We start from the raw sequence: 14,803 nt of genomic DNA on the forward strand, positions 1-14,803 counted from the left end.
GATCACCAGCTTCGTAGCGTCGGTGTTGGCACCCGCCCCATCACGTCGTCACTTCAGCACCGCGTCAAGCGCACCGCGCAATGCATTGGTCAGCAGCAGCGCTTGCGCGCGCGCCAGATCGTCGAGCGTGACGACACGCTCCACCGCCCCGAATGCCGGATCGTCGAGCAGCACGCCGCGCATCACGCCCGGCAGCACGCCGCACGACAACGGCGGCGTCATCCACTGGCCATCGAGCTTCACGAACAGGTTCGAGCGCCCGCCTTCCGTCACCTCGCCGCGTTCGTTGACGAACAGCATGTCGAACGCGCCGAGCGCCTCCGCCGCCTGCCATGCGCGGTCGTATTCGGCGCGACGCGTGGTCTTGTGCAGCAGTAGCGCGTCGTCGGTGTGGGTCGGCGCGAAACCATGCGCGGCGGCCAGCATCACGCCGACCGGCCCCGCCGGCAGCGGTTTCAGCGGCGCCGCGACGATCTCGATCGTGCCGTCCTTCGCGAGCGCGAGCTTCATCCGGTACGCGCCGTCGCCGTCGAGCGCCGCGCAACGCGCATCGATCTCGCGGCGCAATGCGTCGGCGTCGAAGCGAAAGCCGAATACATCGGCGCTGCGTTGCAGCCGCGCGAGATGGCGATCGAGATGGCGGATGCCGTCCGTCCGCGTGGCGGCCGTCGTTTCGAACAACTGGAAGCCGGGATCGGCGTCGGTCAGGAATCGCGCTTTCAATTCGCACTCCGCATATTCGTCGGCCGCGACGCTGTCGAGCACGATACCCGCGCCAACGCCCATCGTGCCACTGCGGCGGCCGGCGGCGGCATTGGCAGCGGCCGCACCGTCCGTGTCGACGTCGACAGCATCGAGCGTCAGCGTCCGGATCGCGACCGACAGGCAGAAATCGCCGCAGCCGACCGAGACGTCGGGCGCCGCATCACCTGCCGGCGTGGCCGCCTTCGGCGCATCGAGCCAGCCGATCGCACCGGTATACAGCCCGCGCGGCGTCGACTCGATCGCATCGATCAGTTCCATCGTCTTGTGCTTCGGCGCACCGGTGATCGATCCGCACGGAAACAGCGCGCGCAGCATCTGCGCGAACGTCGTGCCGTCGCGCCAGCCGGCCTCGACCGTCGACGTCATCTGCCACACCGACGCATACGGCTCGACGGAGAACAGCGCCGGCACCTTGACCGAGCCCGTACGCGCGATCCGCGACACGTCGTTGCGCAGCAGGTCGACGATCATCACGTTTTCCGCGCGGTTCTTCGGGTCATTCGCGAGGAATGCGGCGGCCGCCGCATCGGCCTGCGGATCGGCCGAACGCGGCGCGGTGCCCTTCATCGGCCGCGCGCGCAGCACGTCGCCGTGCTTCTCGACGAACAGCTCGGGCGAGCACGATACGACCCATGCGCCGTCGGGCAGCGCGATCAGCGCGCCGTAGCGCACCGGCTGGCGCGCGCGCAGCCGCCGGTACAGCGCGAGCGGCGTGCCGAACACGTCGAAATTCAGCCGGTACGTGTAGTTGACCTGATACGAGTCTCCCGCGCGCAGCGCGTCGTGCACCGCGCCGATCGCCGCGTCGAACGCGTCGCGCGACACGCTCTTCGCGACGTGCGCGACACCCGCGATCGACGGCGTGCCGCCGCCGTCCTGCCGCGCGAGCCACGCGTCGACTTCGTCGCGCGACAGCCGCTCGCAGCTCGCATACAGCAAAAAGCGCAGCGGGGCATCGCCCGGCTGCGCTCGTTGCAGGTTACGTCCGAATTCGTAATCGCCGACGACGACCGCATGCAGCCCGTCGCGCAGATCCTGCGCGAGCGCCGCATCGATGGCGTCGAGCTGCGCCGGGTCCGTGCACACGCGTTCGTGCACGAAGCCCGAATACAAACGACTCGACCGCGCGGACGCGGTCGAGTCGCAATCGTCCAAGAGCGCGAACGACGCGCTCTCGTTGCCATCAGTCATGCCGTTACTCGAAGAAACTCTTCACCCGGTCGAACCAGCTCTTGCTCTGCGGGCTGTGACGCGCGCCGCCCTCGGCCAGCGACTTCTCGAACTGCTTGAGCAGGTCGCGCTGGTGGTCGGTCAGCTTCACGGGCGTCTCGACCTGCACGTGCACGTACAGATCGCCGGCAATGCTCGAACGCAGCCCCTTGATACCCTTGCCGCGCAGGCGGAACGTCTTGCCCGACTGCGTGCCTTCCGGCACCGGGAACGACGCACGGCCGGCCAGCGTCGGCACCTCGATCTCGCCGCCGAGTGCGGCGGTCGTGAACGGAATCGGCATCTGGCAGTGGAGATCGTCGCCGTCGCGCTCGAACACCGCGTGCGGCTTGATGTGGATCTCGACGTACAGGTCGCCCGGCGGCCCGCCGTTGATGCCCGGCTCGCCGTTGCCGGCCGAGCGGATCCGCATCCCGTCGTCGATCCCGGCCGGGATCTTCACTTCGAGCGTCTTGGTTTCCTTCACCTTGCCCGACCCGTGGCAATGCGCGCACGGCTCGGGGATGTAGGTACCCGTGCCATGGCACTTCGGACAGGTCTGCTGGATGCTGAAGAAGCCCTGCGACATGCGCACCGAGCCCTGGCCGTGACAGGTCGGGCAGGTTTCCGGCTTCGTGCCGGGCTTCGCGCCCGACCCGTGGCAGACTTCGCACGACACCCAGCTCGGCACGCGGATCTGCGTGTCGTAGCCGTGCGCGGCCTGCTCGAGCGTGATTTCCATGCTGTAGCGCAGGTCGGCGCCGCGGTACACCTGCGGGCCGCCGCGGCCGCCGCGCGCGGCGCCGCCCGCGGCCTGGCCGAAGATGTCGCCGAAGATGTCGCCGAACGCATCCGCGAAGCCGCCGAAGCCTTGCCCGCCCGCACCGCCCATGTTCGGATCGACGCCCGCGTGGCCGTACTGGTCGTACGCCGCGCGCTTCTGGCCGTCCGACAGCATTTCATAGGCTTCCTTCACCTCCTTGAAATGCTCTTCCGCATCCTTGCTGTCCGGATTGCGGTCAGGGTGATACTTCATCGCAAGCTTGCGATATGCCTTCTTGATTTCGTCGTCGCTCGCATTCTTCGCGACGCCCAGAACCTCGTAGTAATCCCGTTTCGCCATATCGATTCACTGTGCCGCCACGCATCGCGCACGCGGCGGCTCCTTTCGCCCGCAGTAAAGTCTCTCGACTCGTCTGGCGCTGCACCGTCCGCGGACGGCTCGCGCAGCACCCGCCAAAAAACAAATGTGCCCGGAGGGCCGCAAGGCCCGCCAGGCGTGGAGTCGATCCGGCCATCCGGAAGGAAAGACAGACCGCTTTTCAGCCGCTGGTCGGTCGCGCCGCGCGCGTTTTTGCGCGCGCGGCGTACGGTGCCGTTGCAACCCGGCTTAGTCCTTCTTCACTTCCTTGAACTCGGCGTCGACGACGTCGTCGGCAGCCTGCTGCGCACTACCCGCATGGGCCGCGCCTTCCGCCGCACCAGCCGCGCCGGCCGCACCCGCCTGCTGGGCCTGCATGTCGGCGTACATCTTCTCGCCGAGCTTCTGCGAGACCTTGCCGAGCTCCTCGACCTTCGCGTCGATCGCCGCCTTGTCGGCCGACGAGTCCTTCAGCACTTCTTCGAGCGACTTCAGCGACGCTTCGATCGCTTCCTTCTCGCCCGCGTCCAGCTTGTCGCCGTACTCGGTCAGCGCCTTCTTCGTGCTGTGGACCAGCGCGTCGCCCTGGTTGCGCGAATCGGCCAACTCGCGCAGCTTGTGGTCTTCCGCTGCGTTCGCTTCCGCGTCCTTGATCATCTGGTCGATTTCAGCTTCGGACAGGCCCGAGTTCGCCTTGATCGTGATCTTGTTTTCCTTGCCGGTCGCCTTGTCCTTCGCGCCGACGTGCAGGATGCCGTTCGCGTCGATGTCGAAGGTCACTTCGATCTGCGGCACGCCGCGCGGTGCCGGCGGGATGCCTTCGAGGTTGAACTCGCCGAGCAGCTTGTTGCCCGCTGCCATTTCGCGTTCGCCCTGGAACACCTTGATCGTCACGGCGCCCTGGTTGTCGTCGGCCGTCGAGTACACCTGAGCGTGCTTCGTCGGGATCGTCGTGTTCTTGTTGATCATCTTCGTCATCACGCCGCCGAGCGTCTCGATACCGAGCGACAGCGGGGTCACGTCGAGCAGCAGCACGTCCTTGCGGTCGCCCGACAGCACCTGGCCCTGGATCGCCGCGCCCACCGCGACGGCTTCGTCCGGGTTCACGTCACGGCGCGGATCCTTGCCGAAGAACTCCTTCACCTTCTCCATGACCTTCGGCATGCGCGTCTGGCCGCCGACCAGGATCACGTCGTCGATATCCGACACCTTGACGCCTGCGTCCTTGATCGCGATGCGGCACGGTTCGATCGTGCGCTCGACGAGGTCTTCCACCAGCGCTTCCAGCTTCGCGCGGGTGATCTTCAGGTTCAAGTGCTTCGGGCCCGACGCGTCCGCCGTGATGTACGGCAGGTTGATTTCGGTCTGCTGGCCCGACGACAGCTCGATCTTCGCCTTTTCAGCGGCTTCCTTCAGGCGCTGCAGCGCGAGCACGTCCTTCGACAGGTCGACGCCCTGCTCCTTCTTGAACTCGCCGATGATGTAATCGATGATGCGCTGGTCGAAGTCTTCGCCGCCGAGGAACGTGTCGCCGTTGGTCGACAGCACTTCGAACTGCATTTCGCCGTCGACGTCCGCGATCTCGATGATCGACACGTCGAACGTGCCGCCGCCGAGGTCGTACACGGCGATCTTGCGGTCGCCCTTCTCGACCTTGTCGAGACCGAACGCGAGCGCGGCTGCCGTCGGCTCGTTGATGATCCGCTTGACTTCGAGGCCCGCGATGCGGCCGGCGTCCTTGGTCGCTTGGCGCTGGCTGTCGTTGAAGTACGCCGGCACCGTGATCACGGCTTCCGTGACCGGCTCGCCGAGGTAGTCTTCGGCCGTCTTCTTCATCTTGCGCAGCACTTCAGCCGACACCTGCGGCGGCGCGAGCTTTTCGCCGTGCGCTTCGACCCACGCATCGCCGTTGTCGGCCTTGATGATCGAATACGGCATCAGGCCGATGTCCTTCTGGACTTCCTTCTCTTCGAAGCGGCGGCCGATCAGGCGCTTCACCGCGAACAGCGTGTTCTTCGGGTTGGTCACCGACTGGCGCTTGGCCGGCGCGCCGACGAGCACTTCGTTGTCGTCCATGTACGCGATGATCGACGGCGTGGTGCGCGTGCCTTCCGAGTTCTCGATGACCTTGACCTGGTTGCCTTCCATGATGGCGACGCACGAGTTCGTGGTGCCGAGGTCAATACCGATGATCTTTCCCATTTTTTCCTAATCTCCAGAAATGCTTGTTTGCTGCACGAAACCCCGCGTTTTTGGGCGGTTTCGCACGCCAGAATTCAACTCTGTTCCCGAAATGCGTCCGTCCGATCCGTTTTCAAGACCCGACGAGCGATGCGGATATTAAATTTTTTCAATCGCCGCCGGCTAGCGGATCGTGCGGGCCGCCCTCGCCGGACGGCGCACCGGCCGCCGCGGCATCGGCCGCCGCGCCAATCTTCGCGCGTGCCGCCGCGACGGCTGCCTGGAACTGCGCGAGGCCGTGCCAGCCGGTCGCGCGGCCCAGCCGCTTGCCGCGATGGAAGAAGAACCACGTCGGCACGCCGTGCAGCCCGAAGCGGCGCCCCAGCTGATGGTGTTCGTACACGTTGCAATGGAACCACTTCAGGTCCAGCGCGCGGATCGCGTCAGGCTGGGCGAGCATCGCCTTCTTCGCGATCTCGCAGTTGAAGCAGTCGACGCCCCAGAAGAACACCACGGCCAGCGCATCGCCCGCGCCGTCGATGGCCGCGTCGAACGTGCCGGCGTCGAGCGCCTGCATGTCGAACGCGTCGAACGCGGCCGGATCGACGCCGGCGGGCATCATCTCCGCGGCCCTACTTCGGCTGGGCGACGGTGACGAGCGCCGGGCGCAGCACGCGGTCGGCGATCATATAGCCCTTTTGCAGCACCGCGACGACGGTGTTCGGCTCCTGCTCGGCCGGCACCATCGAAATGGCCTGGTGCTGGTGCGGATCGAACTTCTCGCCCACCGGGTTGATCGCGACGACGCGGCCCTTCTCGAGCGCGCTCGTCAGCTGGCGCAGCGTCAGCTCGACGCCTTCGCGCACCTTCGCGATGTCGCCGGAGGTATCGCTGACGGCCGCTTCCAGGCTGTCCAGCACCGGCAGCAGGTGTTCCGCGAAGCTCTCGATCGCGAACTTGTGCGCCTTCGACACGTCGTCCTGCGCACGGCGGCGCACGTTCTCGGTCTCGGCCTTCGCCCGCAGGAAGCTTTCCTGAAGCTCGGCGACCTTGGCTTGAGCCTCCGCGAGCGCCGCGTCGGCGGCTTCGGCAGCGGGTGCGGCGCCTTGCGCCGCCTGGTTCTCGCTGCCGATGTCTTCGGCCGATGGGGTAGTCGGGTTCTCTTGCGTGTTTTCCATGTCGCTGAAAGTCGATTAGAGGTTGAAGCCAAATCGGCAACCGCCGGACGTATACCCGGCGACACCGCACATTACTGGTGCAAATAAGGGCGAAAACTACGATTTCAAGAGGGTCATTCGCCGGCATTCGCCAATGCCGCGAAACAACCGCGCATTTTCCGGTGCAGCGGTCGCATAGTCTGCCGGATCGGGCGAAACGGCCTGTAACAACGCTTACCCGGCAAGTACTAGCTGCGCACAGCCCGGCTGCACTACACTCCACTCAAGCGTCGGAAAGCGCGTTTACCCTTAGCTGACCGTCGCCTGACATCCACCTGGCGCCGTTTTCACCCTTGTTCTCGAGGGGAGTACCGTGAAACTGACCTTTGCGATATCGGTGGTCGCGCTGGTACTCATTGCCGGCACCACCACCATCTGCCTGTCGGGAGCCGTCACCGACCGCACGACCGAATACGGAAGCGCGCGGGCGACGTTCGACCAGATGTTCAGCTCCCACCAGAAAATCTGTCGATGATGCGCCGGTCGCGCTTCGTCGGCCGGCCGTGCAGTTCGGCCGCCGGCTCGCGATACGTGCGGCGCCGCTCCAGTTCGGCGAGCCGCGCGGCCCGCCCCGCTTCCGTTTCCGCGTAGAGCGTCTGCGCGACGCTCGCGGGCCCGCGCACGTCGCACACGCCGAGCACGGCAATGTGCCAGACGATGCCGTCGATCGCAATCTCCACATCGTCGCCCACCCGCACGTCCTTCGACGGCTTGACCGCCGCGCCGCCGATCTTCACGTGTCCCTTGTCGACCGCATCGGTCGCGAGCGAGCGCGTCTTGAAGAACCGGGCCGCCCACAGCCATTTGTCGATGCGCAGCTTCGCGCCCGGCTCCGTGGAAATCTTGTAGTTCATGTCAGCCTCCGGCAGGCTGCCGGGTACACGTAGGGATCGGCGTTCGCTTGGAGGACTTCGTCCTCCCCGAGCGAACAAAGCGAACGTGGGGATCGTTTCATCTCAGCTTACCGTTTCGGGCTGCGCGGCCTTGACGGGCCAGCCTTGCAGATTCTCCGCGACGATCTCGCCGAGCGCGCCGATCCATGCGGACGCGCCGTTCAGGCACGGAATCCGGTGGAAGGTCTTGCCGCCGCCGGCGAGGAATTCGTCGCGCACTTCCATGCCGATTTCCTCGATCGTCTCCAGGCAATCGGCCGTGAAGCCGGGACAGAACACGTCGGCCCGCCGCACGCCGGCCTCGCCGAACTCGCGCAGCGTCGGCGCGGTGTACGGCTGCAGCCATTCGGCCTTGCCGAAGCGCGACTGGAACGTGACGCGGCACTCGGTGCCCGACAGCCCGAGCGCGGCCATCAGCAACGCGCCCGTCTGCTGGCACTGGTCGTGATAGGGATCGCCGAGGTCGAGCGTGCGCTTCGGCACGCCGTGGAAACTCAGCACCAGCTTGTCGCCGGCCGCGAAATCGGGCCGGCCGTGCTGCGCCCAGTACTGGCGCACCTGTTCGGCCAGCGCGTGGATATAGGCCGGATGGTCGGCGTAGTGCCGCACCGTGCGCACTTCCGGCTGATTGCGCATGCGCGCGAACGCGTCGAATGCGGCATCGAACGCGGTGGCCGTGGTCGACGCCGAATATTGCGGATACATCGGCATCAGCAGCACGCGCTCGACGCCCGCCCGCTTGAACTGCGCGAGCGCGTGCGCGATGTTCGGGCTGCCGTAGCGCATCGCGTAATCGACCGTCACGTGATAGCCGTTCGACACGAGCAGGTGCCGCACGCTGTCGGTCTGGCGCTCGGTGTACACGCGCAGCGGCGAGCCCTCGGGCATCCAGACGGCCGCGTATTTCTTCGCGGACGCGCGGCCGCGCAGCGGCAGGATCAGCGTGCGCAGCAGCACCTGCCAGACGGCCTGCGGGATTTCGACGACCCGCGGATCCGACAGGAATTCGGCCAGGTAACGCCGCACCGCACGCGGCGTGGGCGCGTCGGGCGTGCCGAGATTGATCAGCAGCACACCGATGCGATGGGCGGCCGCGACGCTCGAAGGCGGCTCAAGATCGAAACGCATGGGCAAGAACGTGCTCGAGGCACGGGACCGGACGGCCCTCAATTATAGCGGGCCGTCTCGATCGGGTCGGCTGGCCATTCGGCCGACTGGCCGCGCGCACGACGCCGCGGCACGATGGCGGGACGGCGTCGGTGCCGCGATTACTGCTGGCTCAGCGTGAGCGACAGCAGGCGCGCGGTGATGTCGACGATCGGGATCACGCGGTTGTACGCCATGCGGGTCGGGCCGATCACGCCGAGCGTGCCGACGATCTGCCCGTTCACCTCGTACGGCGCGGTGACGACGCTCATTTCCTCGATCGGCACGAGCGTCGATTCGCCGCCGATGAAGATCTGCACGCCCTGGGCGTGGCTCGACACGTCGAGCAACTGCAGGAGGCCCGTCTTTTGGTCGAATACGTCGAACAGCTTGCGCAGCCGCGCCATGTCGGAAGAAAGGTCCGCCACTTCGAGCAGGTTGCGCTCGCCGGAAATCAGCACGGTGTCCTCGGTGTCGGGCACCTCGGTGCTGGCCGTCACGGCCGCGTGCATCAGCGTCGTCATGTCGCCGCGCAGCTGGTCGATCTCGTCGCGCAGGCGGCGGCGCACCTCGTCGAACGACAGGCCGGCGAAATGCGCATTGATGTAGTTGGACGCCTCGGTCAGCTGCGACGGCGAATAGTCGCGCGGCGTCGCGAGCATCCGGTTCTGCACGTCGCCCTCGGGCGTGACGATGATCAGCAGGATGCGCTTGTCGGACAGGCGCATGAACTCGATCTGCTTGAACACGTGGCTGCGGCGCGGCGTCAGCACGACGCCCGCGAACTGCGACAGGTTCGACAGCACGCTCGCGGCGGCCGCCACCACCCGCTGCTGCGGCTCGCCGGCCTGCAGCGTGTTCTGCACCTGGCGGGCGACGGCCTCGGCGTCGATCGGGGCCTCGACCGTCAGCATCGTATCGACGAACAGCCGGTAGCCGCGCGGCGTCGGCACGCGGCCGGCCGACGTGTGCGGGCTCGACACGAGGCCGAGCTCCTCCAGGTCGGACATCACGTTGCGGATCGTCGCCGGGCTCAGCTCGAGCCCGGAGTAACGGGACAACGTGCGCGAGCCGACCGGCTGACCGTCGGCGATATACCGTTCGATCAGGGTTTTCAGGAGGGTTCGTGCGCGAGGATCTAGCATGGTGGAAAATTTTAGCGCAACCGCGCGAGCACGGCGAGTGGCGTCGGCCACCATTGCGCGGGCCGGCCCGATCCGGCCCCGTCGGCGTTCACCCGGTTCTTTTCGTCAACGAGCTATGGTGTAATGCCGGCATGAAAACCGGTAATCAGTTCAGTACTGTCGCGCTCGTCGGCCGGAGCAACACGCCCGGCATCGCCGAACCGCTCGCCACGCTGGCGGACAGCATCGCCACGCTCGGCTTCGAGGTCGTCTTCGAAGCCGATACCGCGCGGGAAATCGGCATCGCCGGCTACCCGGCGCTCACCCCGGCAGAAATTGGGGCGCGAGCAGACGTGGCGATCGTGCTCGGCGGCGACGGCACGATGCTCGGCATCGGCCGCCAGCTTGCGCCCTACCGGACACCGCTGATCGGCATCAACCACGGGCGGCTCGGCTTCATCACCGACATCGCGGCATCCGACATGCATGCGCTCGTGCCCGTGCTGCTGGCCGGCAAGTTCGAGCGCGAGGAGCGCTCGCTGCTCGAGGCGCGGATCATGCGCGACGGCGAACCGATCTACCACGCGCTCGCGTTCAACGACGTCGTCGTGAACCGCAGCGGCTTCTCCGGGATGGTCGAGCTGCGCGCGTCGGTCGACGGCCGCTACATGTACAACCAGCGCTCGGACGGCCTGATCGTCGCGACGCCCACCGGCTCGACCGCCTACGCGCTGTCGTCGGCCGGCCCGATCCTTCATCCGCAGCTCGCGGGCATCGTGCTCGTGCCGATCGCGCCGCACGCGCTGTCGAACCGGCCGATCGTGCTGCCCGACGATTCGAAGATCGCGATCCAGATCGTCGGCGGCCGCGACGTCAACGTGAACTTCGACATGCAGTCGTTCACGTCGCTCGAACTGAACGATACGATCGAGGTGCGCCGCTCGAAGCACACGGTGCCGTTCCTGCACCCGATCGGCTACAGCTACTACACGACGCTGCGCAAGAAGCTGCACTGGAACGAACACGCATCGAACGAAGACGACAAGGCGTCCTGACGCCGCTCCGCCCGACACCATGCTCCGCCACCTCTCGATCCGCGACTTCGTCATCGTCGCCGCGCTCGATCTCGAATTCGACAGCGGCTTTTCCGTCTTTTCCGGCGAAACCGGCGCCGGCAAATCGATCCTGATCGACGCGCTGGCCCTCGCGCTCGGCGAACGCGCCGACGCGAGCGTCGTGCGCACCGGCTGCGGCCGCGCCGACATCACGGCCGAATTCACGCCGCACGACCGCGTCGCGCGCTGGCTCGACGAACACGCGTTCGACGCCGAGGACACCGTGATGCTGCGCCGCGTGATCGACGCGAACGGCCGTTCGCGTGCATTCATCAACGGCACCAGCGCGACGCTCGCGCAACTGCGCGAACTCGGCGAGATGCTCGTCGACATCCACGGCCAGCACGCGCACCAGCTGCTGATGCGGCCCGACGCGCAGCGCGAGCTGTTCGACACGCACGCGGGGCTCGTCGCCGATGCCGCGAACGTCGCGCGCGCGTGGCGCGTGTGGCGCGACGCGACGCAGGCGATCGACGCCGCGAAGGCGCACGAGCGCGAACTGCAGCTCGAACGCGAAAAGCTCGCGTGGCAGCTCGCCGAGCTCGACAAGCTTGCGCCGCAAGCCGGCGAATGGGACGAAGTCAGCAACGAACACAAGCGCCTGTCGCATTCGGCGAACCTGATCGAAGGCGTGCGCGGCGCGCTCAACGCGCTGTCCGAGTCCGACGACGCGATGCTCGCGCAGCTCGGCGCGATCGTGTCGAAGCTGCGCAGCCTGGCCGACTACGACACCGCGCTCGGCGACGCGCTCGCGTCGCTGGAGCCGGCCGAGATCCAGTTGCAGGAAGCCGTCTATTCGCTGTCGCACTATGCGCAGCGCGTCGATCTCGACCCGGAGCGGCTCGCGCAGGTCGAAACGCGCCTCGACGCGCTGCACTCGACCGCCCGCAAGTTCCGGCTGCCGCCCGACACGCTTCATGAGGAGCATGCGGCGCGCCGCGCGCAACTCGCCGCGCTCGACGCGGCCGCCGATCTCGGCGCGCTCGAAGCCGCGCAGGCAAAGGTGCGGGAAGCCTATCTCGCCGACGCCAAACGCCTGTCGAAGGCGCGCGCGCAGGCCGCCAAGGCGCTCGGCACGGCCGTCACGGCCGGCATGCAGGAACTGTCGATGGCGGGCGGCAGCTTCGAAGTCGCGCTCGTGCCGCTCGCCGACGGCGGCCCGCACGGGCTCGAACAGGTCGAATTCCGCGTGGCCGGGCACCCGGGCGTGCCGTTGCGACCGCTCGCGAAAGTCGCGTCGGGTGGCGAACTCGCGCGGATCAGTCTCGCGCTCGCGGTGATCGCCAGCGCGGCGAGCCCGACGCCGACGCTGATCTTCGACGAAGTCGATACGGGGATCGGCGGCGGCGTCGCCGAAGTGGTCGGCCGCCTGCTGCACCAGCTCGGGCGCGAGCGCCAGGTGTTGTGCGTGACGCACCTGCCGCAGGTCGCCGCTCGCGGCGACCATCATTTCCAGGTGGCGAAAGGCGCCGACGAGCGCGGCGGCACCGTGTCGTCGGTCGTCCCGCTCGACAAGGCGAGCCGCGTCGAGGAAGTCGCGCGGATGCTCGGCGGGCTCGAGATCACGGCCACCACGCGCAAGCACGCAAAGGAAATGCTGGCGGCCTGACCGGCTCGCAAGCGTGCCGCCCGCCGAAGCGGTGAGCGGCGTCCGCGCGAAGGCACGCTGCTGCCCGTTGTCGCGGCAGGCGGCGCAGGGCGGCGTATCACAGCAAACCCCGCGGCTTCCACCGTCACGGCTACCCGCACCGCGGCCGCAGCCGCACTTACTTGCTCTTGCACATCGCATGCATGTTCGCGACACCCTTCTCGCGCCATGCCGCCCACTCGCCGCCCGTCCCGGGCACATCGCCGAGCACCCACCAGCCGTTGAGCCAGGTCTTGCCCGCATGGCTGACCTCGTGGCACGGCGTCGCGTAAGTCTTCTTCGGATCCCACGCGGCCGCGCCCTCGCCCGCCGACGCGCGCACGGTCACGTCGTGCGCCGCGTTCGCGTGGCGGCCCTGTACGTCGGTCACCATCAGCCTGAACGCATAGCGACGCTCGTCGTGCGCCTTCGGCGCGATAAACGTCGCGCTCGCGCCGTTCTGGACGATCGACACCCCGGCCGGCCCCGTCCACGCATACGTGAGCCCCTTGCCCGTCGACGACGCGCCGGACAGCGTGACGGTCGCGCCGCCGTCGACCGACGCCGGCCCGCTGATCGCCGCGCGCGGCGGCGCGACGATCTCCTGCGCCTTCACCTTGACGACGTGGGTGGCCCGCGCCGTATAGCCGTTTTTATTACTCACGGTCAGCTCGAACGCGAAGTCGCGGTCCTGTTCGAGCGTCGGCGCGACGAAGCGCAGTTCCGCGCCGTCCGGTCGTGCGTCGATGCCGGCCGGCACCGTCCACGCATGGCGCAACGACTCGCCGGCCGACGCGGCGCCCGACAGCACGACCGCCGCGCCCGCGGCCGCGTGCTGCGGGCCGGTCACCACCGCCCGCGGCAGCAGCAGGCCGTCGTTCGTCACGTCGACCACCGCGCCGTCGGGCCCGACCGACTGGACGGTGATGATCTTGCCCGACAGCGTGTCGTGCAACGCGTGGCCCGGCATCAGCGGCGCGTCCTTCATTCCCGCCGGGCTGCCGGGCATCGCATCGACCAGCGTGTTCGTCACGACGTTGCCGCCATGCGCGACGGTCCGCACGATCACGCCGTTGACGAACGGATCGTCCGACTTCCAGTCGTCGAAGCCGCGCTGCGGCTGACGAAACTCGAGCCACAGCGTCGACCCGTCGGCGCGCGCGATGCGGTACGCCTTCGCACCCGGCGCGTCGCCCCACAACGGCGCGAGCCGGTAGGTGCCGTCCGCGTGGATCTCCGGCACGTCGGCCGCGCCGAGCCAGCCGGCGAACAGCTGATAGCTCGCCGGATACAGGCGCCGGCCGCCGCCGCCCATCGTGTCGGCCGGGTCGTCGATCTTGCCGGCGCGGCATGCGCCGCCGACCTCGACCGTGCCGCCCGGCGTCGGGCAATCGACCAGCGAGCCCGGATGCTTGGCGCCGAGGTTGTGCCCGAATTCGTGCGACCACATCCAGTAGCCGTGGCCGCTCGCGTTCGACAGGATCCAGTTGCCCGGCGTCGCGGCGAGGCCGCCCCAGTTGCAACTGCTCATTCTCGGCAGGTCGACGAACAGGTAGTTGAACTTGTCCGGATTCACGCCGCGCGCGAGCGCCGCGTTGCGAGCGGCCGCGCGGATCGCGCCCGAATCGCACGTGGCGGGCCGCTCGCCGAGGTTGACGCTGTCGAGCGTTTGCCCGTGCAGCGTCAGCTTGCCGCGCGACGCAACCTCGAGATAGCGCCGCAGCGACGCATGGTCGTCGCCGTCGCCGAACACCGCCTTGCGCACGACCTCGCTGTCGGCCGGCTTCGAGTCGTTGAAGTGCGTCACCATCAGCAGCACGGACTTGTCGCCGAGCAGCGGACGCTGCGACGGCGCGATCGACACGGCCGACTTCCAGATCGACGACGGCTGGCCGCGCAGGTTCTGCGTCGCGACGCCGGCGCCGCCGTCGCGCGGGGCCAGCACCTCGGCCGTCCGGCCGGTATTGACCCGGTACCGGTTACCGAACACCGCTTGCCCGTCCAGCCCACGGTCCGGCCGCCAGTCGCGCATCGTCTGGTCGCCCTCGCTGCAGACGCCGACCGCCACGCGCCCCATGCCGGTATCGCCGGCGGCCGCGTGCAGGCACATCTTCGTGCCGCGCGCGGCGCTCGCGCCGGTGTTGACGATGCGCTGGAAACCGTCGCGCGGCTCGAAGGTCCAGTCCTGCGCAGCGCCGCCGTCGCACGCGGCGAACACCGCCGCGTTGTCGGCCGGCCGCCATGCGAGGCACTGGCCGTCGCCGCGCGACAGGTTCGTGAGGGTCGTGGAAGCCGGCTCGGCGGCATGGGCGGAAGCGGAGAACAGTCCGGCGGCAGCCGCGGACAGCGCCGTCGTGGCAAAGGCAAGGCGAAACGGTTTCAAGA

At 67.9% G+C, this 14,803-nt stretch carries 12 protein-coding genes; 3 read left to right on the top strand and 9 right to left on the bottom strand.

Annotated features, from left to right (window positions below):
- Positions 1-48: 48 nt before the first annotated feature.
- The 5 genes from HWX14_RS07635 to grpE form a co-directional block, all read right to left on the bottom strand.
- Positions 49-1,956 (bottom strand): bifunctional anthranilate synthase component I family protein/class IV aminotransferase, encoded by a 1,908-nt coding sequence (locus tag HWX14_RS07635; protein WP_175882175.1) that lies wholly within the window; start codon positions 1,954-1,956, stop codon positions 49-51.
- Positions 1,957-1,960: 4 nt separating this feature from the next.
- Positions 1,961-3,097, bottom strand: a complete 1,137-nt coding sequence (gene dnaJ / locus HWX14_RS07640) for a molecular chaperone DnaJ (protein WP_175882176.1) — start codon at positions 3,095-3,097, stop codon at positions 1,961-1,963.
- 267 nt (positions 3,098-3,364) lie between these two features.
- Positions 3,365-5,317: a molecular chaperone DnaK gene (gene dnaK / locus HWX14_RS07645; protein WP_175882177.1), complete on the bottom strand. Its 1,953-nt coding sequence runs from the start codon at positions 5,315-5,317 to the stop codon at positions 3,365-3,367.
- 148 nt (positions 5,318-5,465) lie between these two features.
- Entirely contained in the window at positions 5,466-5,918 is a 453-nt protein-coding gene (locus tag HWX14_RS07650; protein WP_175882178.1) for a thioredoxin family protein, read from the bottom strand.
- A gap of 10 nt (positions 5,919-5,928) precedes the next feature.
- The gene (grpE, locus tag HWX14_RS07655; protein ID WP_175882179.1) at positions 5,929-6,474 is read right to left on the bottom strand and encodes a nucleotide exchange factor GrpE; all 546 of its coding nucleotides are present in this window, start codon (positions 6,472-6,474) and stop codon (positions 5,929-5,931) included.
- A 352-nt stretch (positions 6,475-6,826) separates the two neighbouring features.
- Here grpE and HWX14_RS07660 point away from each other — a divergent pair, with 352 nt between their 5' ends.
- A complete protein-coding gene (locus HWX14_RS07660) occupies positions 6,827-6,988 on the top strand; it encodes a hypothetical protein (RefSeq protein WP_006476841.1) in 162 nt (53 codons plus the stop codon).
- On the opposite strand, the gene HWX14_RS07665 is transcribed toward HWX14_RS07660, so the two are convergent.
- The 3 genes from HWX14_RS07665 to hrcA form a co-directional block, all read right to left on the bottom strand.
- Positions 6,960-7,367, bottom strand: coding sequence for an RNA-binding S4 domain-containing protein (locus HWX14_RS07665; RefSeq protein ID WP_175882180.1), 408 nt, complete (start codon positions 7,365-7,367; stop codon positions 6,960-6,962). The two genes, HWX14_RS07660 and HWX14_RS07665, sit on opposite strands and share 29 nt — an antisense overlap.
- A gap of 102 nt (positions 7,368-7,469) precedes the next feature.
- The gene (gene hemH / locus HWX14_RS07670; protein WP_175882181.1) at positions 7,470-8,534 is read right to left on the bottom strand and encodes a ferrochelatase; all 1,065 of its coding nucleotides are present in this window, start codon (positions 8,532-8,534) and stop codon (positions 7,470-7,472) included.
- 140 nt (positions 8,535-8,674) lie between these two features.
- Complete coding sequence (gene hrcA / locus HWX14_RS07675) at positions 8,675-9,697, bottom strand: heat-inducible transcriptional repressor HrcA (protein WP_011544637.1); 1,023 nt, start codon at positions 9,695-9,697, stop codon at positions 8,675-8,677.
- A 131-nt stretch (positions 9,698-9,828) separates the two neighbouring features.
- On the opposite strand from hrcA, the gene HWX14_RS07680 reads away from it, so the two are divergent.
- On the top strand, positions 9,829-10,731 hold the full coding sequence (locus tag HWX14_RS07680) for an NAD kinase (protein ID WP_175882182.1): 903 nt from the start codon (positions 9,829-9,831) through the stop codon (positions 10,729-10,731).
- Between the two features lie 19 nt (positions 10,732-10,750).
- The gene (gene recN, locus HWX14_RS07685) at positions 10,751-12,400 is read left to right on the top strand and encodes a DNA repair protein RecN (protein WP_175882183.1); all 1,650 of its coding nucleotides are present in this window, start codon (positions 10,751-10,753) and stop codon (positions 12,398-12,400) included.
- A gap of 157 nt (positions 12,401-12,557) precedes the next feature.
- On the opposite strand, the gene HWX14_RS07690 is transcribed toward recN, so the two are convergent.
- Positions 12,558-14,801 (bottom strand): carbohydrate-binding protein, encoded by a 2,244-nt coding sequence (locus HWX14_RS07690; RefSeq protein ID WP_244130174.1) that lies wholly within the window; start codon positions 14,799-14,801, stop codon positions 12,558-12,560.
- Positions 14,802-14,803: the final 2 nt, after the last annotated feature.

This window comes from Burkholderia sp. BCC0044 (assembly GCF_902832955.1).
GTDB lineage: Bacteria > Pseudomonadota > Gammaproteobacteria > Burkholderiales > Burkholderiaceae > Burkholderia.

Bases quoted from the DNA above. Each gene is read 5' to 3' on its own strand.
- HWX14_RS07635 (WP_175882175.1), bottom strand. From the start codon at position 1,956: ATGACTGATGGCAACGAGAGCGCGTCGTTCGCGCTCTTGGACGATTGC.
- dnaJ (WP_175882176.1), bottom strand. From the start codon at position 3,097: ATGGCGAAACGGGATTACTACGAGGTTCTGGGCGTCGCGAAGAATGCG.
- dnaK (WP_175882177.1), bottom strand. From the start codon at position 5,317: ATGGGAAAGATCATCGGTATTGACCTCGGCACCACGAACTCGTGCGTC.
- HWX14_RS07650 (WP_175882178.1), bottom strand. From the start codon at position 5,918: ATGATGCCCGCCGGCGTCGATCCGGCCGCGTTCGACGCGTTCGACATG.
- grpE (WP_175882179.1), bottom strand. From the start codon at position 6,474: ATGGAAAACACGCAAGAGAACCCGACTACCCCATCGGCCGAAGACATC.
- HWX14_RS07665 (WP_175882180.1), bottom strand. From the start codon at position 7,367: ATGAACTACAAGATTTCCACGGAGCCGGGCGCGAAGCTGCGCATCGAC.
- hemH (WP_175882181.1), bottom strand. From the start codon at position 8,534: ATGCGTTTCGATCTTGAGCCGCCTTCGAGCGTCGCGGCCGCCCATCGC.
- hrcA (WP_011544637.1), bottom strand. From the start codon at position 9,697: ATGCTAGATCCTCGCGCACGAACCCTCCTGAAAACCCTGATCGAACGG.
- HWX14_RS07680 (WP_175882182.1), top strand. From the start codon at position 9,829: ATGAAAACCGGTAATCAGTTCAGTACTGTCGCGCTCGTCGGCCGGAGC.
- recN (WP_175882183.1), top strand. From the start codon at position 10,751: ATGCTCCGCCACCTCTCGATCCGCGACTTCGTCATCGTCGCCGCGCTC.